At 68.8% G+C, this 23,524-nt stretch carries 23 protein-coding genes; 10 read left to right on the forward strand and 13 right to left on the reverse strand.

The features are described from left to right. On the reverse strand, positions 1-1,470 hold the full coding sequence (locus G6N45_RS23775; RefSeq protein ID WP_246228776.1) for a flavin-containing monooxygenase: 1,470 nt from the start codon (positions 1,468-1,470) through the stop codon (positions 1-3). Between the two features lie 163 nt (positions 1,471-1,633). Between G6N45_RS23775 and gabT the strand changes: the two genes are divergently transcribed. From gabT to G6N45_RS23795, 4 genes are read left to right on the forward strand one after another with little or no spacing between them, the layout of a single operon-like run. Beyond that, positions 1,634-2,986: a 4-aminobutyrate--2-oxoglutarate transaminase gene (gene gabT, locus G6N45_RS23780; protein WP_163725624.1), complete on the forward strand. Its 1,353-nt coding sequence runs from the start codon at positions 1,634-1,636 to the stop codon at positions 2,984-2,986. 31 nt (positions 2,987-3,017) lie between these two features. Next, entirely contained in the window at positions 3,018-4,214 is a 1,197-nt protein-coding gene (locus G6N45_RS23785; protein WP_163725626.1) for an acyl-CoA dehydrogenase family protein, read from the forward strand. Then, positions 4,211-5,671 (forward strand): aldehyde dehydrogenase family protein, encoded by a 1,461-nt coding sequence (locus G6N45_RS23790; RefSeq protein ID WP_163725629.1) that lies wholly within the window; start codon positions 4,211-4,213, stop codon positions 5,669-5,671. The genes G6N45_RS23785 and G6N45_RS23790 overlap by 4 nt, the downstream gene beginning before the upstream one ends. Then, the gene (locus G6N45_RS23795) at positions 5,668-6,804 is read left to right on the forward strand and encodes a CaiB/BaiF CoA transferase family protein (RefSeq protein ID WP_163725633.1); all 1,137 of its coding nucleotides are present in this window, start codon (positions 5,668-5,670) and stop codon (positions 6,802-6,804) included. The genes G6N45_RS23790 and G6N45_RS23795 overlap by 4 nt, the downstream gene beginning before the upstream one ends. On the opposite strand, the gene G6N45_RS23800 is transcribed toward G6N45_RS23795, so the two are convergent. From G6N45_RS23800 to G6N45_RS23840, 9 genes are all read right to left on the reverse strand, one after another. Then, on the reverse strand, positions 6,741-8,261 hold the full coding sequence (locus G6N45_RS23800; RefSeq protein WP_163725636.1) for a PucR family transcriptional regulator: 1,521 nt from the start codon (positions 8,259-8,261) through the stop codon (positions 6,741-6,743). The genes G6N45_RS23795 and G6N45_RS23800 overlap by 64 nt on opposite strands. Positions 8,262-8,272: 11 nt before the next feature. Further along, a complete protein-coding gene (locus G6N45_RS23805; RefSeq protein WP_163725639.1) occupies positions 8,273-9,082 on the reverse strand; it encodes a gamma-glutamyl-gamma-aminobutyrate hydrolase family protein in 810 nt (269 codons plus the stop codon). Further along, a complete protein-coding gene (locus tag G6N45_RS23810; protein ID WP_163725642.1) occupies positions 9,079-9,792 on the reverse strand; it encodes a gamma-glutamyl-gamma-aminobutyrate hydrolase family protein in 714 nt (237 codons plus the stop codon). Before G6N45_RS23810 ends, G6N45_RS23805 begins: the two co-directional genes overlap by 4 nt. Next, a complete protein-coding gene (locus G6N45_RS23815) occupies positions 9,789-10,505 on the reverse strand; it encodes an ABC transporter substrate-binding protein (protein WP_246228777.1) in 717 nt (238 codons plus the stop codon). Before G6N45_RS23815 ends, G6N45_RS23810 begins: the two co-directional genes overlap by 4 nt. Then, positions 10,502-11,890 carry a glutamine synthetase family protein gene (locus tag G6N45_RS23820; RefSeq protein ID WP_163725649.1) on the reverse strand — a complete coding sequence of 463 codons (1,389 nt, stop codon included), beginning with the start codon at positions 11,888-11,890 and terminating at the stop codon, positions 10,502-10,504. The genes G6N45_RS23815 and G6N45_RS23820 overlap by 4 nt, the downstream gene beginning before the upstream one ends. Continuing rightward, positions 11,887-12,096, reverse strand: coding sequence for a ferredoxin (locus tag G6N45_RS23825; RefSeq protein WP_163725652.1), 210 nt, complete (start codon positions 12,094-12,096; stop codon positions 11,887-11,889). Before G6N45_RS23825 ends, G6N45_RS23820 begins: the two co-directional genes overlap by 4 nt. 30 nt (positions 12,097-12,126) lie before the next feature. Then, entirely contained in the window at positions 12,127-13,329 is a 1,203-nt protein-coding gene (locus tag G6N45_RS23830; protein WP_163725654.1) for a cytochrome P450, read from the reverse strand. A gap of 88 nt (positions 13,330-13,417) precedes the next feature. Beyond that, entirely contained in the window at positions 13,418-14,152 is a 735-nt protein-coding gene (locus G6N45_RS23835) for a cache domain-containing protein (RefSeq protein WP_163725657.1), read from the reverse strand. Further along, positions 14,149-14,889, reverse strand: coding sequence for a FadR/GntR family transcriptional regulator (locus G6N45_RS23840; protein WP_235570216.1), 741 nt, complete (start codon positions 14,887-14,889; stop codon positions 14,149-14,151). The genes G6N45_RS23835 and G6N45_RS23840 overlap by 4 nt, the downstream gene beginning before the upstream one ends. 138 nt (positions 14,890-15,027) lie before the next feature. Here G6N45_RS23840 and G6N45_RS23845 point away from each other — a divergent pair, with 138 nt between their 5' ends. Further along, on the forward strand, positions 15,028-16,536 hold the full coding sequence (locus G6N45_RS23845; RefSeq protein ID WP_163725660.1) for an APC family permease: 1,509 nt from the start codon (positions 15,028-15,030) through the stop codon (positions 16,534-16,536). Positions 16,537-16,591: 55 nt separating this feature from the next. On the opposite strand, the gene G6N45_RS23850 is transcribed toward G6N45_RS23845, so the two are convergent. Further along, a complete protein-coding gene (locus G6N45_RS23850) occupies positions 16,592-17,575 on the reverse strand; it encodes a TIGR03617 family F420-dependent LLM class oxidoreductase (RefSeq protein ID WP_163728974.1) in 984 nt (327 codons plus the stop codon). A gap of 82 nt (positions 17,576-17,657) precedes the next feature. On the opposite strand from G6N45_RS23850, the gene G6N45_RS23855 reads away from it, so the two are divergent. Continuing rightward, the gene (locus tag G6N45_RS23855) at positions 17,658-18,998 is read left to right on the forward strand and encodes a flavin monoamine oxidase family protein (protein ID WP_163725664.1); all 1,341 of its coding nucleotides are present in this window, start codon (positions 17,658-17,660) and stop codon (positions 18,996-18,998) included. Here G6N45_RS23855 and G6N45_RS23860 read toward each other — a convergent pair. Next, positions 18,974-19,945 (reverse strand): alpha/beta fold hydrolase, encoded by a 972-nt coding sequence (locus tag G6N45_RS23860; protein ID WP_163725667.1) that lies wholly within the window; start codon positions 19,943-19,945, stop codon positions 18,974-18,976. The two genes, G6N45_RS23855 and G6N45_RS23860, sit on opposite strands and share 25 nt — an antisense overlap. 97 nt (positions 19,946-20,042) lie before the next feature. Between G6N45_RS23860 and G6N45_RS23865 the strand changes: the two genes are divergently transcribed. The 4 genes from G6N45_RS23865 (at position 20,043) to G6N45_RS23880 (ending at position 22,695) form a co-directional block, all read left to right on the forward strand. Beyond that, entirely contained in the window at positions 20,043-21,017 is a 975-nt protein-coding gene (locus G6N45_RS23865) for an NADPH:quinone oxidoreductase family protein (protein ID WP_163725670.1), read from the forward strand. A 56-nt stretch (positions 21,018-21,073) separates the two neighbouring features. Next, positions 21,074-21,220 (forward strand): hypothetical protein, encoded by a 147-nt coding sequence (locus tag G6N45_RS23870; protein WP_163719591.1) that lies wholly within the window; start codon positions 21,074-21,076, stop codon positions 21,218-21,220. Between the two features lies 1 nt (position 21,221). Beyond that, positions 21,222-21,725, forward strand: a complete 504-nt coding sequence (locus tag G6N45_RS23875) for a DUF2505 domain-containing protein (RefSeq protein ID WP_163728977.1) — start codon at positions 21,222-21,224, stop codon at positions 21,723-21,725. A 202-nt stretch (positions 21,726-21,927) separates the two neighbouring features. After that, positions 21,928-22,695: a helix-turn-helix transcriptional regulator gene (locus G6N45_RS23880; protein WP_246228778.1), complete on the forward strand. Its 768-nt coding sequence runs from the start codon at positions 21,928-21,930 to the stop codon at positions 22,693-22,695. On the opposite strand, the gene G6N45_RS23885 is transcribed toward G6N45_RS23880, so the two are convergent. After that, entirely contained in the window at positions 22,692-23,474 is a 783-nt protein-coding gene (locus G6N45_RS23885; RefSeq protein ID WP_163725673.1) for a glucose 1-dehydrogenase, read from the reverse strand. The two genes, G6N45_RS23880 and G6N45_RS23885, sit on opposite strands and share 4 nt — an antisense overlap. Positions 23,475-23,524: the final 50 nt, after the last annotated feature.

The raw sequence follows: 23,524 nt of genomic DNA on the forward strand, positions 1-23,524 counted from the left end.
TTATGCCGATGTGACCGCCCGTACTGCGGCGCGGCCGAACATCATGGACTCCTCGATCCGGTCGAACCGGTGGTCGATGACGTCGAGCACGTAGTTGTGCCGCACATTCCACGGGCGGCGGGTGCCCGATCGCGGTAACGCGTGCGGTGCGCGCTTGATGTAGTTGGCCTGCAGGTCGAACGCCGGCTTCTCCGGGATCGGCTCGTCGCCCCGATGCGGGTAGGCATGCGTGTAGCCGTGAGAATCCATGTAGGCCAACAGTTTCGCGAAGGCCTTCGCGGTCATGTCGGCCCGCAACGTCCAGGAGGCGTTGGTGTAGCCGATGCACCAGGCGATGTTGGGGAGGTCCTCGATGAGGTACTCCTTGTAGACGAACCGGTCGGTCGGGTCGATCTCCTCGCCGTCGACGAACACCCGGATGCCGCCGAGGGCCTGCAGCGCTAGACCGGTGGCCGTGACGATGACGTCGGCGTCCAGACGCGCACCGGAGCTCAGCACGATTCCGGTCTGGTCGACGTGGTCGATGGTGTCGGTCACCACCTCCGCACGGCCCTGCTTGACCTTCTCGAAGAGATCGTTGTCGAGCACCAGGCACATCCGCTGGTCCCATGGGTTGTACTTCGGCTTGAAGTGCAGGTCGACGTCGTAGCCGGGCGGCAGCGCCGCCATCGTGCGGTTGCGGATCAGCCAGCGCCCGAACCGCGGCGCCTTGCGGAACATGAAGTACGTCAGAACATGGAACATCGCGTTGCGGAAGCGCACCACGGCATGAGACAACTTGCGCGGCAGGATCTTCCGGATGAAGTCGACCATCGGGTCGATCCGCGGCATCGACATCATGTACGTCGGCGACCGCTGCAGCATCGTCACGTGCGCCGCCTTCTCGCTCAACGCCGGAATGAGGCTGATGGCGGTCGCCCCGCTGCCGATCACGACCACGCGCTTACCCGTGTAGTCCAGGTCCTCGGGCCAGAACTGCGGGTGGACCACCTGCCCGCCGAACCGGTCGAGCCCGGCGATGTCGGGCCGGTAGGGGTCGTCGTAGCTGTAGTAGCCGGTGCCGCAGAACAGGAATCGAGCCCGTAAGACGCGCTCCTGTCCGTTCTGCTCCGCGCGCACCGTCCAGGTGTCGGTCGACGAGTCCCAGTCCACCGACGTGACGTGCGTGTCGAACTGGATGTGCCGGTCGATGCCGTGCTTGTGTGCCGTGTCGGCGAGGTACTGCCGGATGTACTCGCCGTCGGCGACGTTCTCCTGTCGGGTCCAGGGCTCCCACGGAAACGACAGCGTGAAGATATCGCTGTCCGAGCGGATGCCCGGGTACCGGAACAGATCCCAGGTACCGCCGATCCGGGATCGCCGCTCGAGGATCGTGTACCGCATGCCGGGGTTGTGCTCGGCGATCCGGTACGCCGCGCCGATCCCGGAAATGCCTGCGCCGATGATGATCACGTCGGAGTAGTCCTGCACCCGCAACCTCCTGTGGTCCGCCCGCGTACCACCCTAGGGCTCAGCCACCCGCCGCGTCGACGATCTCGCGCAAAACGTTCACCGGCCGTTCTGTACAGCTCAGGCCGCACAGCTGTCCATGCTGGACATGTACTCGCAGGGCAAGGCTTCCTACGGTGGAGCCATGACAGCCATCCTCGCCGGCGGCCCCTCCCTCGAGCAGCAGCGCCGGGTGCGCACCGAGGTTCCGGGCCCGCGCTCCCGTGATCTGGCGAACCGCCGCGCGGCGGCGCTGCCTGCGGGCCTGACCAGCTCCGCCGGTGTGTACGTGGCCGCGGCCGGCGGCGGGGTCGTGCTCGACGTGGATGGCAACTCCTTCATCGATCTGGGCAGCGGGATCGCCGTCACGACGGTGGGCAACGCGGCACCGGCCGTGGTGTCCCGGGCGATGGCGCAGCTGCCGCTCTACACCCACACCTGTTTTCTGGCCACCCCGTACGAGCCGTACATCGCGGTCGCCGAGGTGCTGAACCAGATCACCCCTGGCGAGCACGACAAGCGCACCGCGCTGTTCAACACCGGCGCCGAGGCGGTCGAGAACGCCGTGAAGTACGCCCGCGCAGCCACCGGACGACCCGCGGTCGTGGTGTTCGACCACGCGTTCCACGGACGGTCGCTGCTCACCATGACGATGACCGCGAAGAACCAGCCCTACAAGCACGGCTTCGGCCCGTTCGCCCCCGAGGTGTACCGGGCACCGATGGCCTATCCGTACCGCTGGCCCTCGGGACCGGAGCACTGCGCCGCCGAAGCGTTCAGTCAGTTCGCTCAGCTGGTCGACGCGCAGCTCGGTGCCGACGCGGTGGCCTGCGTCGTGGTCGAACCGATCCAGGGCGAGGGCGGCTTCATCGTCCCCGCCGACGGGTTCCTGCGGTCGGTGGCCGCGTTCTGCCGGGAGCGCGGCATCCTGCTGGTCGCCGACGAGGTGCAGACCGGCATCGCGCGTACCGGCAGCTGGTTCGCGTGCGACCACGAAGGCCTGGTGCCCGACCTGCTCGTCACCGCGAAGGGTCTGGCCGGCGGGTTGCCGCTGGCGGCCGTGACCGGCCGCGCCGACGTCATGGACGCCGCGCACCCGGGCGGCATCGGCGGTACCTACAGCGGCAATCCGGTGTCCTGCGCCGCGGCACTCGGGGTGTTCGAGGAGATCGAGACCGCCGACCTGCTCTCCCGGGCGCGAGCCATCGGCGACATCATGGCCCGCGAACTGACCGACATCGCCGCGCGCACCGGCGTGATCGGCGAGATCCGCGGCCGCGGCGCGATGATGGCGATCGAACTGGTGGTGCCCGGCAGCCGCGAACCGCACCGCGACGCGGTGTCGGCGCTCACCCGGCATTGCCTCGACAACGGCGTCCTGACGCTGGCCGCAGGGACCTTCGGCAACGTGCTGCGCTTCCTGCCACCGCTGACCATCTCCGATGCGCTGCTCGTCGAGGCCTTCGACGTCCTGCGCGACGGCTTCGCCACCCTCTGATGCCATCCTCCGACCGAACGGGAGTTCCACGATGACCACCCTTGCCTCTGCTGCGAAGAAGTCCACGTACGCGCCGCTGGAACTGTTCGACACCGCGCGGCTGCTCGACGACGACGAGCGCGAGATCGGCGCGACGGTGCGCAAGTTCGTCGACACGGTGCTGCGTGCCGACATCGAGAACTGGTTCGAATCGGCCACGCTGCCCAAGGAACTCGCCAAGGAGTTCGGCGCCCTGGGCCTGCTGGGCATGCACCTGGACGGTTACGGCTGCGCCGGCACCAACGCGGTCAGCTACGGTCTGGCCTGCATGGAACTGGAGGCGGGCGACAGCGGGTTCCGCAGCTTCGTCTCGGTGCAGGGATCGCTGTCGATGTTCTCCATTCACCGGTACGGGTCCGAGGAGCAGAAGAACGAATGGCTGCCCAGGCTCGCCACCGGTGAGGCCATCGGATGCTTCGGTTTGACCGAACCCGACTTCGGCTCCAACCCCGCGGGCATGCGCACCCGCGCCCGCCGCGACGGCGCCGACTGGGTGCTCGACGGCACCAAGATGTGGATCACCAACGGCAACCTCGCCGACGTCGCCACCGTATGGGCGCGGACCGATGACGGCATCCGCGGCTTCCTGGTGCCCACCGACACACCGGGATTCACCGCCAACGCGATTCACCGCAAACTGTCGCTGCGCGCGTCGGTCACCTCCGAACTGGTGCTGGACAACGTGCGCCTGCCCGCATCGGCGCAGCTTCCGCACGCCGTCGGCCTGGGCGCCCCGCTGTCCTGTCTCAACGAGGCGCGCTTCGGCATCGTCTTCGGCGCGCTCGGCGCCGCGCGCGACAGCCTGGAGACGGCGATCGAATACACCGGCACCCGCAGTGTTTTCGACAAGCCGCTGTCGAGCTATCAGCTGACCCAGGAGAAACTGGCGAACATGACCGTCGAACTCGGCAAGGGCATGCTGCTCGCGATCCATCTGGGCCGGATCAAGGACGCCGAGGGCGTCGCGCCGGAACAGATCAGCCTGGGCAAGCTCAACAACGTGCGGGAAGCACTGGCCATCGCCCGCGAATGTCGAACTCTGCTGGGCGGCAGCGGGATCACGCTGGAGTACTCCCCGCTGCGGCACGCCAACAACCTGGAATCGGTGCTCACCTACGAGGGCACCTCCGAGATGCACCTGCTCTCCATCGGCAAGGCGCTGACCGGGCACGCCGCGTTCCGGTCATGACCGCCGACATCGAACACCTGATCGCCGGGCGGTGGCTGGCAGGCAGCGGTGCACCGGTGCGCAGCGTCAATCCGGCCCGGCCGCACGCCGTGGTGGCCGAGGGCGGCAGTGCCGTCGCCGCGGACGTCGACGCGGCGGTCACGGCCGCAGGCGAGGCCGCTGCGGCGTGGGCGGCGACCCCGATCCATCAGCGCGGCGCGCTGCTGCTCGCCGCGGCGGACATCGTGGACAGCCGCGCCCGGGAATGGGGACGGGAATTGGCCGTCGAAGAGGGCAAGACCCTGGCCGAGGGAATCGGCGAAGTGCACCGCGCCGCCCAGATCCTGCGCTACTACGGCAACGAGGGCGACCGGCACGCCGGGGACATCTTCGCCTCACCGCGGGCCGGCGAGCGAATCCTGGTCACCCGCAAGCCGATCGGCGTTGTCGGGGTGATCACGCCGTTCAACTTCCCCATCGCGATCCCTGCCTGGAAGATCGCGCCCGCCCTGGTGTTCGGCAACACCGTCGTCTGGAAGCCGGCCGGCACTGTTCCGCTGCTGGCGATGCGGCTCGCCGGGGCGTTGACCACGGCCGGGCTGCCGGCCGGCGTGCTCAACCTGCTCGTCGGCGGACCGGACGTCGGCGACGCCATCGTGGGTCACCCCGGCATCGGCGGCCTCACGTTCACCGGTTCCACCGGGGTCGGGCGGCGCATCGCCGCCGCCGCGGCCGCACGCGGCGTCCCGGCGCAGGCCGAGATGGGCGGCAAGAACGCGGCGGTGGTGCTGGACGACGCCGACGTCGACCTCGCGCTCGAGCAGGTGATGCTGGGCGCGTTCCGCTCCACCGGCCAGAAGTGCACGGCCACCTCGCGATTGATCGTCACCGAGGGCATCGCCGACCGGTTCCTGGACTCGCTGTGTGACCGGGCGCAGCGCCTACGGGTCGGCGATCCCACCGACGACGCCACTCAGATGGGCCCGGTGATCAGCGCGTCCGCGCAACAGAGCATCTCGGCCGCGATCGCGACCGCCGCCGCACAGGGCGCGTCAGTCCTGACAGGGGGCCGGCCCTACACGGACAGCGCCCGCGCCGAGGGGTACTTCGTCGCGCCGACCATCCTCGAGCTCGACGGCGGCACCGCCGACGTGTGGACCGAGGAGTTGTTCGGACCGGTGCTGGCGGTGACGCGGGCAGCCGACGCCGACGAAGCCTTCGCGCTGGCCGACGACAGCGAGTTCGGGCTCTCTGCAGCGGTGTTCACCCAGGACCTCACCCGCGCACTGCAGGCCGTCGAGCAGATCGACGTCGGTGTGTTGCACGTGAACTCCGAGTCTGCCGGCGCCGACCCGCACGTGCCGTTCGGCGGTGCGAAGAAGAGCGGACTCGGCCCCAAGGAGCAGGGCGGCGCCGCACGCGAGTTCTTCACCCACACGACCACGGTGTATCTGCGCGGCGGGCGGCCCGGGGCGTGACACGCGGGGCACTCGACGGCGTCGTCGTCGTCGACTTCAGCCGGGTACTCGCCGGGCCGTACGCGACGATGATGCTCGGCGACTTCGGCGCCGACGTCGTCAAGGTCGAACGGCCCGGCAGCGGCGACGACACCCGGCAGTGGGGTCCGCCGCACGACGCAGCCGGTGTCGCAACCTATTTCAACGCCGTCAACCGCAACAAGCGGTCCGTCGCGCTGGACCTCGCCGATCCCGACGATCTGCGACGGGCGCGGGAGCTGGTCAGCGGCGCGGACATCGTCGTGGAGAACTTCCGCGCGGGCACCATGGAGAAGCTCGGGCTCGGCTACGAGGACGTGCGCAAGATCCGGCCCGACGTCATCTACTGCTCGATCACCGGGTTCGGCCGCACCGGCGGCGCCGCCCTCCCCGGTTATGACCTGCTGGTCCAGGCCGTGGGCGGGCTGATGAGCGTCACCGGGACCGAACCGGGCGATCCCACCAAGGTCGGGGTGGCGCTGGTCGACGTGCTTGCGGGCCTGCACGCGCTCAGCGGCATCCTGGCCGCGCTCGCACACCGCGACCGCACCGGGGAGGGTCAGCGGGTGGACACCGACCTGATGTCGGTGCTGCTGTCCTCGCTGGTGAATCAGGCCTCCGGCTATCTGGGTGCCGGTGTGGTGCCGGGCATGATGGGCAATCGGCACCCGAGCATCGCGCCGTATCAGACGTTCGAGACCGCCGACCGGCCGATCGCGATCGCCGTCGGCAACGACAAGCAGTTCCGTGCCTTCTGTGCAGCACTCGGCAGACCCGACTGGGCCGATGACCCGAGGTTCGCCACCAATCCCGTCCGGGTGAGCAACCGAGAATCGTTGTGCGCGTTGATCGAAGACGAGATGAGCCGCCACGGCGCGGATCACTGGTATACGGTGATGACGGCCGCGGGGGTGCCTGCCGGCCCGATCAACGACGTGTCCGAGGCGTTCGCCTTCGCGCGCCGACTCGGCATCGACGCCACCGTCGCCATGCCCGACGGGTCCGCACCGCAGGTCGCCAATCCGATCACGCTGTCGGCCACACCGGTCAGCTACCGACTCAGCCCTCCCCCATTGGGCGGAAGCGCCGACGGTTGCCGCTCGGAGAGCAGCTGACGGGCTCTGATCGCCAGCCAGAGTCGTACCCGGGTGTCGACGGCGTCGACGTCATCGGCCAGCAGCGCGGCGATGCGGCGCATCCGGTGGCGCATCGTATGGCGATGGATGCGCAGGTCGGTGGCCGCGGCCTCGAGGTGACCGTTGCGGCGCAGGTACGCTTCGAGCGTCCCGACCAGTTCGGCCTCCAACGGCGTCAGAGGTGCTGCCAGCACGCGTAATTCGGCGGCACTACGGCCGCCCAGAAGCACCCCGAAGGTGCCGAGTTCGGCGAACGCGGCCAAGCGTCCGGGGTGGGCCTGTGCGGCGATCCGCGCCTGTTCCAGGCCCACCGGGATGTCGTCGACGCTGACGGCGTCGCTCACGCCGCCGGTGGGTGGGTGCGCCGGCCCGGACGCGAGACTGTCGATACGCCGTCGCTCGGCGCCGGGCACCACGATCACGATCCCCTCGCCGACCGGGGTCATCAGATAGGGCCCGGCGGCCGCCAGGAGCCGCCCCAGATCCTGCTCGGCGGTCAGCATCGGTCCGACATCATGGAGAAGCGCCACCACGACATCGGCGTGCGGTTCGAAGCCGAAGTAGCGCAGCACGCCGTCGTCGACGAGCCCGGAGCCACGCAGTACCCCGCGCGTCACCGCCGTGCGCAGACGTTGCTCCGCCTCGGCGACGCCGGCGGGCTTCTCCAGCGCGATCGAGATCAGCGACACCGCGTGCGCGACGAGTAACCGCTCCGCGTTCGACATCGGCACCCCCGTCCGGACGGCCAGCCGGCCCCGAAGGGGTTGTGCCGCGCGGAGATTCTGCACGGTGACATAGCCGTCGGCGTCACCGGTGACATACGCGCCCCCTCGCCGCGCCGCCGGCGATTGCGCGCCGTCGGCGAGCACGGCGAACAGCCGGTCCTGCTCGGTGCCGGCCGCCGCCAGCACGGTGCCATCGGTGCCGACGACCAGCACCGTCCCTTCCAGCCTCTCGGCCAGCGCCTCGACCACCCCGGGGATGCCGCCGCGCAGCGTCGCCCGGGCCAGCACCTCCTGCCCATCGACGACGCGCTGCACCGCGCGGAGCTCGTCAGCCTTGAGCGCGTCGATGACCATCCGGGTGATCGCGATGAACGGCGTGGACGGCGGTACCTCGAGCACCGGGACGCCGAGTTCGTTCCCGGCGGCGCGCACACCGGCGGGCACCTCGGTCAGTGTGGTTCCGGTGTCGACGGCCAAGGCCGCCGTGCCGGCCGCCGCCAGGCGCGCCACGTAATCGAACTGCGTCTGCTCGTCGATGCCGATGTTGATGCCGGTGGTCATCACCAGCTCGCCGCCGGACAGATACGGGGTGGGGTCGGCCAATTCGATCGGGTGCGCCCACGTGATGTCGCGATCGGCGGCGGCCGCACCGGCGATCAGGGACAGGCCGAGGCCCTCGGCCTGAGCCAGCTCCCGCGCGGTGATCGCCACGAAGAGCAGTCTTACTCTCCGGCGGCGGCCGCGGCCAGCTTCTCGCGTCGCACCCGTTCGGCTGCATCCACGAACGCGGTGAACAGCGCATTCCGATCGGCCTCCGGGCCGTCATCGTCCTCCGGATGCCACTGCACCCCCAGATACCACCGGTGCGGATCCTCGACCGCCTCGACGATGCCGTCCAACGCCCGCGCCGCGACGACGAGACCGGTACCCAGTCGGTCCACCGCCTGGTGATGGCCGGACCGTCCGATGACGCGCTGCGCGCTGAGGATCGTGGCCAGCCTGGTCCCTGGAACGAGTTCGATCGGCTCGTCGACGAACTCCGGTTCGCCGGGCGCTCCGTGATGCAGGGTGTAGTCGACGATGTCCCCGATGATCGTGCCGCCGCGCGCGACGTTGAGTAACTGCGAGCCCCGACAGATGCCGAGAATCGGGCGGTCGGCGGCCTCGGCGGCCGCGATCGCGGTGAGCGCATCCCGGTCAGCGCGGAGGTCGACGCCGTAGGCCTTCAAATGGGGCGTGACGGCGCCGTAGCAGGATCCATCGATGTCCCCGCCGCCGAGGAGAAGCAGGCCGTCGAATTCGGCTGCGCGGGAGGCGTCTTCGAGGGGGGCCGTCGTGTCCCACACGTCGTGTGACGCGCCGAGCTCGTGCAGCGTGGTCAGCGCCACGCGGGTGAACCGCCGGATCAGCGCGGCATCCGCCGGGCTGATGTCCGGGAAGTTCAGTGAGGCGAGAACGCAGACGTGGGCACGGGGCTGCTCGGGAGCGGGCGACGCCGGAATGACATCGCGCAGCTGGACCCGGTCGGTCATCGAGAGTCCTTTCGTTTACGTGCCCGGTCGACGAGATCGGCGAACAGGGCCGCATCCGTGCTGGAAGTGGCGTGGCGGTCCTCCGGATGCCATTGGACGGCGATGATGTCGGCGCGCCGGTGCTCGGCCGCCTCGATGACGCCGTCCGAGGCGACGGCCGTGGCGGTCAGCTCGGGCGCCAGTCGCGCCAGCGCCTGGTGATGATAGGACGACACGTCGATGGTCTCAGTACCCACGATCGCGTGCAGGCGGGACCCGGCGCTCACCGACACCGGGTGAATGGCGTTGTGGTGCACCGTGTCGGTCTCCTCGACGTGCTGGACCAGGGTGCCGCCCAACGCGACGTTGAGAATCTGCATCCCCCGGCAGATGGCCAGCGCCGGCAGGTCCAGTTCGAGTACCGCACGGGTCACGGCCAGATCGAACTCGTCCTGGAAGGCCACCGTGTCGTGAGTGCGCGCGTCGGGGTCGGCACCGTAGCGTTCCGGCTCCACGTCGGCACCGCCGGGCAGCAGCACCCCGTCGAAATGTGCCAAGCGGCCGGGTAATTCAGCGCCCGGGTCAGCGGCGGGACCGTGCAGGGTCACCGGCTCCCCTCCGGCAGCCCACACCGCCTCACAGATCGCCTCGGCGACCAGCGTCGCCGAGAAACGCAGAATCGGCACGTGCGGGGCGCGGCGGCCGGGCACCGCCACCAACGGTCGCGTCACTTCCCGAACGGATAGTCGAGGGTCGGCAACCACTCCTCCCACACCTCGCGCAGGTGGCCGGAGTCGACGAGCCGGCCAAGTGCGCCATCGATCTCGGCCAGGGTGTCCTGCCGGTCTTTGGCCACCGCGATCCCCCACTTGTTAGCGGTCTGCACGGTGAATGCGAGTTCGTAGTCGGGGTGCGTGGCACCCAGCGGAACGAACACCACGTCGTCGTCGACGACGGCGTCGACGTCCTTGGCGAGCAGCGCGGCCAGCATATCGGCGTACACGTCGTCGGATCCGGCGCCGAAGGGCACCGGCACCGCGCCGGTGAAGGTCTCGGCCAGCGCCATGTTCGTGCTGTTCTCGATCGCGGCGACTTTGCGGCCGACCAGGTCGGCCGGACGGTGGATGTCGTCGCCTCGCCGGATCAGCACACCCTCGTGGAACACGGCGTAGGGCCGGGTGAAGTCGACCTGGGCCTGCCGATCGGCGGTGATGCCCTGGCCGCACAGCACCGCGTCGGCATCACCCCGCTGTACCGCGGGGATCATGTCGACCCAGGGCACCCGCACCCATTCGACGGGCCGGCCGAGTTGCGCGCCCAGCGCTTCGGCGACCGCGGGTTCGTAGCCCTGCCTGCCGCGCTCCGGAGTCCAGAGCGAGAACAGCGGGGGCGCTTCGGCGTCCAGACAGGCCAGGCGCAGCGGATCAGAAGGCAACCCGGTCACGGTGCGTCGTTCCAGTACATCTGACGCTCCCAGTCGGTGACGTAGCCGCAGAAGCGGGCCCATTCGTCGGCGTGGAAGTCGACGAGCAGCGCCGACAACTCCGGGCCGAGCGCCTGGGTCAGCACGTCGTCGGTGCGGAAGGCGTCGATCGCCTCGCCCAGCGTGAGCGGCAGGGCTGGGAACCGCTCGTCCTGCACCGTGTCGTAGGACGATCCGCGTGTTGGCGCGCCGGGATCGATCGCATTCTTCATGCCGTCTTCACAAGCCGCCAGGATCACCGCGTGAGACAGGTAGGGGTTGACCGCGGCATCGGGCAGCTTGTACTCGAGGCGCCCGTTCGCCGAAAGCCGGACCGTGCAGGTCTTGTTGTCGAGTCCCCAGTTGATTCGCGACGGCGCGAATTGTCCTGCGTCCCAGTAGCGCTTGTAGGAGTTCACCGTGGACCCGTTCACCAGCATCGCGCCCGCCGAGTGCGCCAGCAGACCACCGAGGGCGTGCCGTCCGACATCGGACAGGTGCAGTTCGGTCACGCCTTGGTCGACCAGCACGTTGACCTCGTCGTCCCGCCACAGACTGAAGTTGTGATGGCAGCCGTTACCCATCATCCCGGTGGCGGGTTTGGGCATGAAGCTCGCGTGGATACCCAGTTCGCGGGCAACCTGTTTGCAGATCTGCCGGTAGGTGGTGAGCCGGTCGGCGGTCAGATCGGCTCGGTCGAACATGAAGTTCAGCTCGACCTGGAACTCGTCCTCGTAATCACCTTCGACCATGTCCAGGCCCAACGCCTGCGCGTACTGGACGACCTTCTTGACGATCGGGCGGTTTCGTTCCAGGTGTTCGATGTGGTAGGCCGGGCTGGAGCCGGGCCGGAACTGCGCTTCCAGCCCCTCGCCCTGCCAGGTCATCTCCGGTTCACACCCGGTGCGCAACTGCAACCCGGTCCGGTCGGAGAACCCGGCATGCATACGGTGCAGCAATCCTCGACTGTCGCAGGCGAATTCGGTGCCGGCCCGGTCGACGAGGTGGTCGGGTTCGTAGAGCCGGCAGAAGACCCGGGCGAAGCTGGTGTCCCACGGCAGAACGGCGAAGGTGTCCAGATCCGGAACTGCGGTGTACTCAGGCGCGTGCACTCCGCCCGCCATCAGATCGCCTTCGCGGGTGCTCTGCAGATTGGCGACCGCGGTCTGGTGCTGCTGCACCCCCTTGACGGCCAGCCGTGCGAAGTGCCGGGCCGGCACTACTTTGCCGACGACACGTCCGGTGATCGTGATGGCCTGGAAGTAGACGAATTCCACTCCGCGGTCGTCGATGATCTCCTGCGCCTCGGTCAAGTCGGGGCTCGTCGCATTGAGCTGCCGGTGCGCGTCGAGCGGTGTGGTCGTCATCGGTTCACCTCGGTGACGGAGTACGCGAAGGAGATTGCCTGGGCCGGGCAGACGTCGACCGCCTCCTCGACGGCGGCTCGCTCCGCGTCGTCAGGATGGGGGTCGTACTCGAGCTTCCCGTCGTCGTTGAGAGAGAACACGTTAGGTGCGGCGATGGTGCACTGGCCGTGGTCCTGACAGAGGTTGCGGTCGACGGTGATACGCATGAGAGGTCCTTTCTTCACAGGGGCGCGGGGTTATTGGGCGGGCGTGAACCCGATGGGCAGGCTGATCGGTCCGGTGTTTCCCGAATCGGGAAGCCACGTAGCGCCGGGCAACTCGTGCGGATCACGCAGCCGGCGAGCCAGGAGGGGCAGCGCCTCGCTCATATCCGAGCGCGCCACGAAGTGGCCGAGGCAGTGGTGCACCCCACCGCCGAAGCCGAAGTGCGGCTTACGTTCCGCGGTGATGTCGAAACCGGGTCCGAAGACGCGGGGATCGGTGCCCGCCGACTCGCTGTAGAGGTGCACGGTGGTGCCGGCGGTGAACTCGACGCCTTCGAATTCGAAGTCCTCGAGGACCTCGCGGGTGACCCAGCGCACGGTGGGGTTGACCCGCATGACCTCCTCGACCGCCTTCCCGCCGAGGTCGGGCCGCTCGGCGAGCAGCCGCCACTGATCGGGATGGGCGATGAAGGTCTGCATGGCCAGGCCGAGCTGGTTGCGGGTGGTGTCGAAACCGCCGAAGATCAGCAGCACCATGGCTTCTCGAAGCTCGGTGTCGGACAGCCTTCCGTCTTCCGGGCGGGAGGCGTTGACGAGCGCGGTGACGAAATCGTCGCGTGGGTGAGCGCGGCGATCGGCGATCAACTCATCGCAATAGGCATACAGCCGCTGCAGGGCGGCCTCTATCTTGGGAAGATCCTGACGCAGTGTCACGCCAAGGGCCAGTCCGATGGTCGCCGACTCCGTGGCGATGACCTTCCAGTGTTCTTCGGGGATTCCCAGCATGATCGCGATGACCCGGGCGGCGTACGGTTCGGCGAATTCCGAGACGAACTCGCACCGGTCCGGCTCGGAGAAGTCGTCGACGAGTTCGTTGGCCAGGGCCTGGAACCTCGGCACGAGCGCGGTCAGGAGCTTCGGCGAGAAGGCCGGGTTCATCAGCCGGCGCAGCCGGTGGTGCTCCTCGCCCTCCTTGTTGAGGATCCAGCTGGCGAACCACTCGGCGAACGGGCCTTCGGTCACGCCGTTGTGCGCAGGCCACGCGACGCTGCCCTGTCGCAGCTTGCGACTCTTCAGCAGTGCGTTCATCTGCTCGTAGCGCAGGACGGCGATCCCGTACGGGGTGGTCGCATACCAGCTGCGCTCGCGGGCGTCGTGGACCTGTTGCGAGGTGATCGAGAACTCCGGATCGGCGACGTCGAACGCCGGAGGGGAACTGAAGGTGACCGGCGACATGTGTACTACCTCCGAGTGATCGCGACCGCGTTATCGCTAAATACTCTAAAAGTAGATGCTTAATGTCAAGAGGAAACCGCCGCGCACGTCAGGTGGGTTCCACGGGCCAGGCGATCGCCAGGGCCCACCCGTTGCCGAGCGGCATGTCGGCGACGTCCTTGAACGCCGCCGGATCCGATTGGGGCCCTGCCGACGGCAGCGCGCCGAGCCGGGACCCCACGATCCATCTCGGCGTGTTGGCTGCGATCACCCGGCGCTCGGCGTTGACCACCACGACATCCTCGGAGGTCTGGCGCAGCACCTCCAAGAGCCGGTGCTCGACCTCTCCGACCACCAGGTCGGCCCCCACCAGACCGAGGAACGCGCCGTCGACGACGATCGGGATCGCGGCGGTGATCGTGTACATGTCGGAGCCGCTGTAGTCGACGTACGGACCGTAGGCCACCCGCGGGTCCCCGCGTTGAGCGAGTCGATACCAGTCCATCTGCAGGTAGTCGTAGACGTCGATGCTGGTCGGATCGAAGTTGAGGCGCAGCCGCGTCGCCCGGTCGTTGACACGCTGCCACCAGGCCATGTAGCGCTCCCGCCCCTCGACGACGAACGGCGCGGCGACGAAACCCATGCCCCAGACGATGCTGCGTTCGCTTTCCAGAAGCTCGGCCAGCAGCCGTTGCAGGTTGCTGAAGTGCGCCTCGGTCAGAGCCTGGTGGGGCGGCCGGCTGCGCAGGACTTCGTCGGCGACGCGGGCGAGCAACGCATAGACCGGCTCGAGTGTCAGCGAAGCCTGCTCGGCCAGGCGGTTCGCGAGTGAATCGGATGTCATGAGCCGGGCCCTCCGGTCGAGAGATCCAGGTTGACCGCGGTCAGGCGGGCGAGTTGTCCCATCACGTGGCCTTCGGCCAACCGCCGGGCCTCCTGCGGGTTCTCGGCGGCCACCGCCGCGGCGATGGCGTGCTTCTCGTCGACATAGGCGGCGACGTCGATCGTCGGCCCGATCGGCAACCAGATCAGCCCCGCGACCTCGGCCTGGAGGTTCGCCTCGCGGCGTGCCAGCCGGGCGGACTGGGAGGCCACAGCCACCTCGATGTGGAAGCGGCTGTCCGCCCGGATCCGGTCGCCCAGCGTCGCCGCGACACCGAGTTGGTCGGTGAAGGCGAAGAGCCTGCGAACCACGTAGGGCGCGGCCCGCTCGGCGGCCAGCCGTGCCGCCTGGCCGGCGATGGCGGTGTGCTCGTCGAACAGATCGCGCAGGTCCGAGGCACTCATGGCGGCAAGCCGCGCGGTGAGCCGGTCGATCGGTGGACCCGCAGGCCTGCGCACGAAGGAGCCCCCGCTGCGGCCGCGCCTCGTCTCGATCAGCTCCTGTTCACGCAGCGTGGCCAGTGCCTCGCGCACGGTCATCGGTGCCACCCCGAACTGGGCGGCGAGATCCACCTCGACGGGCAGCCGCTCCCCGTCGTCGAGGAGTCCGAGGTGTATGGCCTCGGTGATGCGCTGCACGATTTCGTCCGCGCGGCCCATCGGGGCTTCGGCGGCAACGAGCGGCGACAACGACGACAAGCGCCACTCCTCCCGGTAGGCCCGTGGGCAATCTACTCGATTCCGGGGCAATTCTCCGGTTCCGGTTGCCCTTTAAACAATAGGACTGTAGTTTTTCGGCACAATGACCCGCGTCACAGTTCCGGGAGAAGGCACGCCATGACACAGACGAGCACACCAGGCAGCCCCGCTGACGACTTCTATTCCTTCCACGATCACGACGACGCCGCGCACCTGCACGCGCTCGGCTACAAGTCGGAGTTCAAGAGGGACATGAGCCCGTGGGCGAACTTCTCGCTCGGTTTCACCTACCTGTCCCCCGTCGTCGGGGTGTACACCTTGTTCGCCTTCGCGCTCGCCACCGGCGGTCCGCCGATGATCTGGAGCTTCCTGATCGTCGGTCTGGGGCAGTTGCTGGTCGCCTTCACCTTCAGCGAGATCGTCGCGCAGTTTCCAGTCGCCGGCGGGGTCTATCCGTGGGCGCGACGGTTGTGGGGACGTCGATACGCCTGGATGACCGGCTGGGTGTACATGGTGGCGCTACTGGTCACCATCGCGTCAGTGGTCTACGGCGCGGGGCCCTACATCGCGGCCACGCTCGGCATCGACGCCACGGTGAACAACACCATCGGCTTCGCCCTCGCGCTGCTCATGCTGGCGACGGTCATCAACTTCATGGGCACGAAAGTCCTTGCCAAGGCAGCGATCATCGGCTTCACCGCCGAGCTCGTCGGCGCCCTGGTCGTCGGGGTGTGGCTGCTGGTCGGACACCGGCACCACAATCTCGGCGTGCTCTTCGACAGCTTCGGCGCCGGCGGCGACGGCACCTACCTGTGGGCGTTCGCGGCCGCGGCACTGATCGGCATCTATCAGTACTACGGCTTCGAGGCGTGCGGCGACGTCGCCGAGGAGGTGCCCGATCCTGGCCGGCTCATCCCGAAGGCGATGCGCCGCACCATCTACGTCGGTGGCGCCGCAGCGACATTCGTCTGCCTGGCCCTGGTGCTGTCCGTCACCGACATCCCGGGCGTCATCTCGGGCGAGAACACCGACCCCGTCAGCTCCGTGTTGAACGAGGCCTTCGGTCCGGTCGGGTCCAAGGCGATTCTGGCCATCGTGCTGATCTCGTTCCTGTCCTGCGCGATGAGCCTGCAGGCCGCCGCGAGCCGCCTGGCGTACTCCTACGGTCGCGACGGCATGATCATGGGAAGTGCGCTGCTGAAGAAGTTTTCGGCGACCCGCCACGTGCCGCCGTACGCGCTGCTCATCGCAGCCGTGGTGCCCGCCGTGATCGTGGTGGGCTCGAAGTTCTCGACAGACGCCATCACCAAGATCATCAGCTTCGCCGCCTTCGGCATCTATCTCGGGTTCCAGATGGTGGTGCTGGCCGCACTTCGCGCCCGCCTGAAGGGATGGATCCCGAGCGGCAAGTACACGATGGGCAAGTGGGGACTGGCGGTCAACGTCGCGGCGCTTCTCTACGGCGTCACCGCCATGGTGAACATGGCGTGGCCGAGGACGCCGGACGCGCCGTGGTACGACAACTGGATCGTCGCGCTGTCGGCAGCCGTTGTCGTCGGTATCGGCTTGGTGTACATGGTCGTTCATCCGCTGCACGACCGCAGCACCGGCCCCTACGCCGACGCCATCCCCGCCGCGAAACCCTGACGGAAGGGTTCTCCGGCCCGGTGACAGCGATGGCCGTCGGCGGATTCGTCGCCGATCAGGCGCCGCCTGCCAGCGCGTCGACGATCTCGCTCAACGAATCGACCGGGATCGGCCCGGGCTGGTAGAGGCAGATCCGGTCCGACACGCCGGCCACCCGGTCGCGGATGTGCGCGGCCACGTCGGCGGGGGTGCCACACGCGGCGATCGTGTGCAGGACGTCGTCGTCGATCAGCCCGCCCATCGCGGCCCACCGGCCCTGCTTGGACAGCGCGTGCAGTTCCGGTTGCAGGTCCCCCCAGCCGTGCACGTCGAGCACGGGCCGATAGGCGGGGGTGGAGCCGTAGAACGCCAGAAGCCGCCGGGCCGACGCATGGTCGGGATCGGAATCGGCGACCGACACGATGATCTCGGGGACGATCGCCAGATCCGCGCGGCCGCGCCCGGCCGCGGCCAGGCCGGCGTCTACGTTGGGCATGGTCACCTCGGTGAGGAAGCGCTTCGACCCGAACGGCATCACCAGCAGCCCGTCGGCGACCTCGGCGGCCATCCGCGTCAGGCGCGGGCCCAGCGCGCCGACGTAGATCGGAATCGGCGCGAACTTCTCGCGGGGGCTGAAGGTCGGCGTCATCAGCGTATGCCGGTAGTACTCGCCGCGATAGTCCAACCGCTCCCCTGTGCTCCACGCGGCGAAGATCGCGCGCAACGCACCGACGAGGTCGCGCATCCGCTCCACCGGGTGCGCGAATTCCGCGCCGAAGCGCTTCTCGATCTGGGTGCGGATCTGCGTGCCCAGACCCAGCGTGAAGCGCCCCCCGGAGAGCAGCTGGTGGTCGACGGCCTGGTGGGCCAGGTGGATCGGGTTGCGCGGAAACGCGATCGCGACGTTGGTCATCAGATCCAGCCCGCCGACCGTGGCGGCCAGGGTCAGCGGCGAGAACACGTCGTGGGGCCCCTCGAAGGTGAACACCCCGCTCGCGCCCGCGTCGCGCAGGGCCGTCGCCCGCTCGATCGCGCCGACGGGACCGAACAACGCCGTCATCACCTGCACAAGCGGCGACATTAGCGTGATTTCGGCGTGCAAATCGTCGCTACGCGTCGACGGACACGCCAGAATCGCTGTCATGGCAGACGTCATCATCGTCGGAGCGGGCTTCGCCGGCCTGTCGGCAGCGCGCGAACTGACCCGCCTCGGACGTGACGTGCTGGTGCTGGAGGGGCGCGACCGCGTGGGCGGCCGGTCCTTCACCGGCGAGGTCGCCGGCGTGCCCGTCGACCTCGGAGCGACGTTCGTGGGGCCGACGCAGGATGCCGTGCTGGCGCTGGCCGCCGAGATGGGCTGCGACTCGGTGCCGACGTACGGCCACGGCAAGAACCTGATTCGCTGGCGGGGCCGGGTGCGCTCCTACCGCAGCACGATCCCACGGTTGTCGATCCTGGAGTTGGTCGACGTGTCACGGATCCAGTGGCGTTTCGAGCGGATCTGCCGCAGGGTTCCCGTCGCCGATCCGTGGACGTCACCGATCGCCGGGGACCTCGACGCACAAAGCCTCGAGCAGTGGTTGCGTTCGATGCACGCCGGTGCGTCCACCCGCGACCTGATGGCGATCATGGCGCGGGTGACGTGGGGGTGTGAGCCCGACGCGGTGTCGATGCTGCATGCCGCGCGCTACGTCAAGGCCGCAGGCGGGCTGGGCCGCATGCTCGACGTCAAGGGTGGCGCGCAGCAGGACCGTTTCCTCGCCGGCACCCAGCAGATCGCGCGACGGATGGCCGAACACCTCGGTGAGCGAGTGGTGCTCGGCGCCGCGGTGCAGCGCATCGAGCGCCGGGCCGGCGCACTGACCGTGGTGTCCGGGCGCGGCGAGTTCACCGCGGGTGCCGTCATCGTCGCGGTGCCGCCCCAGCATCGCGCCGCGATCGCGTTCGATCCGCCGCTGCCCGGGGAGTACGAGGAGCTCGCACGGCACTGGCCGCAGGGTCACCTGAGCAAGGCCTATGCCGCCTACGACCGACCGTTCTGGCGCGACGGCGGCTGTTCGGGCGAGGCACTGTCCGACGAGGGCCCGGTGTTCATCACGTTCGACGTCAGCCCCGGCGACGCGGGCCCCGGCGTGCTGCTCGGTTTCACCGACGCGCGCACGTTCGACCCGTTGCCGCCGGAGAAGCGCCGCGAGACGGCGCTTGCCGGATTCGCCGCGTTGTTCGGCGATGCCGCATCGACCCCGCTCGACTACCTCGACTACTGCTGGGGCACAGCGGAATTCGCGCCGGGCGGTCCGACTGCCGCGGTTCCGCCGGGTTCGTGGACGACGTACGGCCGATGGCTGCGGGCTCCGGTCGACGGCATCTTCTGGGCGGGCACCGAGACCTCCGACGTCTGGACGGGATTCCTCGACGGTGCGGTGCGCTCAGGCGTGCGCGCTGCCGGGGAGGCGCATCAGGAGCTGACGCGGCGTTCCTGAGAACCGGCCGTCTCGATCAGCCACCGCAGTTGCTCGTTGACGTCGTGAGGCCGCTCCAGGATCGCGCAGTGCCCACCGGGCAGTTCGACGAAGCGCGCCAGATTCGGCGCGGTGGCGGCGATGCGTCGTGCCGAGACCATCGGCAGGAGCCGGTCTTTCGCGCTGCCGATCACCATCGTCGGGACCGTCAGGTTCTTCAGACCGATGTGCTGAGGACCGAGGTGGTCGACCAGTACCCGCGCCCAGCCGCCCCGCCCCGCGGGGGGCGTTGTGTGGAACAGCTCGAACACGAAGTCGACCACCGCGGCATCGGCGTCGCGACCGACGGCGATCATCTGCACGAACCGGCGGCTCGGCCGGTCGACGGCGCGGATCAGCGGTGCACCGCCGAACGTGCGCAGCACCGTGCCCGCCGCGCGGACCCGGGCATCAGACAACGATGCCGGCACCGGTAGCAGGTTCACATGGCGCAGCAGGTCACCGGTCGTCGTGTTGATCAGTGCCACCGCGGCGGCGCGCTGCGCGACCCGATCCGGATGGCGCTCCGCCCAGGAGGTGATGGCGATGCCTCCCATCGAGTGCCCCGCGATGACGGCGCGCTCGCCGGGGGCCAGTGTCGCCTCGAGCACGGCGTCTAGATCGGCGGCCAGATGGTCGAGGCTGTAGCCGTTCCGGCCGGTCGGGATTCCGCTGCGGCCGTGGCCGCGGTGGTCGAACGCGATCACGCGGTGGTGCCGGGCCAGGTCGGTGATCTGGTAGGCCCACACCCGCAGCGCGCAGGTGATGCCGTGGGCCAGCACCACCGGGGCGCCGTCCTCGGGACCGAACACCTCGGTGTGCAGTCGCACCCCGTCGCGTGAGCGCACGTCGACGACACGGCCGTGGGTCAGGCCCTGTGCGGGCGCGAACCCGGCGCTACGCCGTCGAACCCCGTCACGTGTCGCCATAGCCGCTCCTCGATTGCTGCGCTGCGGATGCCCATGTTGCCGGATTTCGTGACTGTACCGTCGCAGGGCGCGCGCACCGGTGCGGTTCAATGGTCGGATGCGCGCGATACAGATCTCCAGCCTGGACGGGCCGCAGGCCGCCGAACTCGTCGAGGTCGACGAACCCGCCGCCGGCGACGACACCGTGCTCGTCGACGTACACGCCGCGGGCGTCGCCTTTCCCGACGCACTGCAGTCCCGTGGGCTCTACCAGTACAAGCCCGAATTGCCCTACAGCCCCGGCGCCGAGATCGCCGGCGTGGTGCGCAGCGCCCCCGCCGGCGCACACGTGCAACCGGGCGATCGGGTCGCCGGCCTCACGATGCTCTACGGAGCGATGGCCGAAGTCGTTGCGCTGCAACCGGAAAGGCTGTTCAAGCTGCCGGACTCGGTGTCGTTCGAAGTTGGCGCCGGCCTGTTGTTCAACGACCTGACGGTGCACTTCGCGTTGCGGACGCGCGGACGGTTGAGCGACGGCGAGACGGTGCTGGTGCACGGCGGCGCCGGCGGAATCGGCACCTCGACGCTGCGCCTGGCTCCCGCATTCGGCGCGGCCCGCACGATCGCCGTGGTGAGCAGTGACGCCAAGGCCGAGGTGGCGCGCGCCGCCGGCGCGTCGGACGTGATCGCGGCCGACGGGTTCAAGGACGCGGTCAAGGAGCTGACCGGCGGGCGCGGCGTCGACATCGTGCTCGACCCGGTCGGCGGGGACCGCTTCACCGATTCGCTGCGCTCGCTCGCACCCGGTGGCCGGCTGCTCGTGGTGGGATTCACCGGCGGCGAGATCCCGACCGTGAAGGTGAACCGGCTGCTGCTCAACAACGTCGACGCGGTCGGGGTCGGCTGGGGGGCGTGGACCATGACCCACCCGGGCTACCTTGCCGAGCAGTGGGCCGAGCTCGAACCGTTGCTGGCCTCCGGAGCGGTGCCTGCACCGCAACCCGAGGTGTACCCGCTGGACCGCGCCGCTGAGGCGATCGCCTCGTTGGAGAACCGGACCGCGCGCGGCAAGGTGGTCGTCGCAGTGCGCTGACCGGCCATGTCGTACGGACTTTGCGCGGTTCTTTGCCCGCTGCGATAGTGGAGAGCGTGGCGCCCGCTCCCGCAGGATCCTTCGACGATCCGATGGTTGCTGGATTCCTCGGTTCCGCGTCGTCCCGGCCCACCGGGCTGATCATCGAGGGCGAGGCCGGCATCGGCAAGACCACGCTGTGGCTGTGGATAATAGGTGTTTGAAATGCCGAGTCCATTCGACGTGACGGCCGGAGCTTCTACGGGAGTTGCCGACGTGATAGCGGCCTTCGGTCAAGAGTCCTACTGGCTGGCCCGACTCGCCTTCGGCGGCGACTCAACAACGCTCGACTCGCTGGTCATCGATCCCGCCGGCGGCATAGTTGTTCACACCACTCAGGACCTGCGGCGGGATATGCTGCCGAGCGCGATCGGCCGAATGCTGCCGGGCAACGCCGCAATCACGAGAACCGAGTCGTGGGAACCCCATGTCGGAGGGAAGGCATACGGAAAGTTCAGGATCGCTGCCCGCGGAGTGCCCACCACGGGCGCTGGAACGATGTTGCTGCAAACTGTTTCGACTGGTTCGCGGCTACGCGTGGAGGGAACCGTGCAGGTGCGGATTCCTGTGGTGGGCAGGCAGATCGAGCACTTCGTCGTCGACCTTATCGCCCGCGACGTGCGTCGAATGCAACAGTTCACCGCCGACTGGATTGCCGGCGAGACTTGACACAGTCTGGTTGGTCCTGGCCACCGCTCCCTGCGGCGAACACGTTAGGCCGTGACCGCGCCGGTCGCGGCGCCGGCCTGCCATCCGCGTTGCGTACCGTCCCGGCCACCCGAGCCCGCAGGCGACGGGTCCGGCCGCCGCCTTGCAGGAACACCACGGCACGCGCCGCGGATGGAAAGCACACCGCGCTTCCCTGCGCTGGGTGATCGCGGCGACGAAGAGCCGCAGCGCTTCTCACATCGCCGACTGGCCCGGCATGACCCTGTGTTTCCTGGAGGAGTCGCTCGGCCACCACCGGGAGGCCTTGGCCGCCCTGGACGAGTCGTTTCTCTCCGGCCCCGCGCTGTCCACCGAGATCATGTACGCCTGGCACCTGCCGGACGCGATCGAGGCGATGGTCGGGGTCGGACGATTCGACGAAGCCGACGCCCTCACCAGCCGACTGGAGCGCGACGGCGCGGAGCACGACCGCGCCTGGATGAAAGCCGTTGGCGCACGGTGCCGGGCCATCCTCCACGCCGCCGCCGGCGACGTCGCTGCCGCCGAGCGGACGGCTCATCGGGCGATGACCGAGCATGCCCAGCTCCCGATGCCGTTCGAACGGGCCCGAACTCAGCTCGTGCTCGGCCAGCTGCAGCGGCGGCTGCGCCAGAAACAGTCGGCGGCAGCCCATTTCACCGAGGCTCTGCAGACCTTCGAACGGCTCGGCATCCCGCTGTGGGCACGCCGTGCGCGTGCCGAACTCGCCCGCACCGTGGTCGTACCGAACGACGATGTCACTGCGCTGACGCCCTCCGAGCGGCGCGTTGCCGAGATGGCCGCCACCGGAGCCACGAACAAGCACATCGCCGCGGCGATGTTCATCAGCGCCAAGACCGTCGAGCACAATCTCACGCGGGTCTATCGCAAACTGGGCATCAGCTCCCGCACGGAACTCGGTCGGCGGATGGATCGGTCCGCAGACGGTTAGGCGATCCAGTCGGGTTGCGCGCCGACGTCGACGGCGGAGAAGTCCTTGTGCGCAAGGCCGGCGATCGTGCCGCCGTCCACGACGAACTCCGCACCGGTGGAGTAGCTCGATTCGTCGCTGGCCAGATACACCACCAGGTTGCTGACCTCCCTGGGCTGCGCGATGCGGCCAAGCGCCGTGGTGAAGATGTCCTCCGGGACCCAGTCCGCCATCGGCGTTTTCACCAGCCCCGGGTGCACGGAGTTCACCCGGATCCCGAACGGTCCCAGCTCCAGGGCGGTCGACTTCGTCAGCCCGCGCACTGCGAACTTGGTCGCGGTGTAGCCGTGACAGGCCACGGTGCCCGCCATGCCTTCGATCGACGAGATGTTGATGATCGACCCGCGTCCCGTGGCTTTCATCGGGCCCGCGGCGGCCCGGATCCCGAGGAACACTCCCGTCAGGTTGATGTCGAGGATGCGGTGCCACTCCGCCATGTCGTAGTCCTCGATCGTGCCGATGTTGAGGATGCCGGCGTTGTTGACCAGTACATCGAGGGTCCCGAATGCCTTCACGGCGGTGTCCACCGCCGACTGCCAATCCTCGGGTCTGGTGACGTCGAGGTGGACGTAGCGCGCGTCGTCGCCCAATTCGCTCACGACGCGTTCGCCTTCGGCGTCCAGGATGTCGCCGCACACCACCTTGGCCCCGTGGGCCACCATCTCCTTCGCGTGTGAGGCGCCCATCCCGCGCGCCCCGCCGCTGATGAGCGCGACCTTGCCGGCCAGCCGTGCTGTCATGGTTCCTCCTGCGTTGGCGCCGTGGTGAATTCGTCGTCGTCGGGATCCGG

Source organism: Mycolicibacterium psychrotolerans, assembly GCF_010729305.1.
GTDB classification, from domain to species: Bacteria; Actinomycetota; Actinomycetes; order Mycobacteriales; family Mycobacteriaceae; genus Mycobacterium; species Mycobacterium psychrotolerans.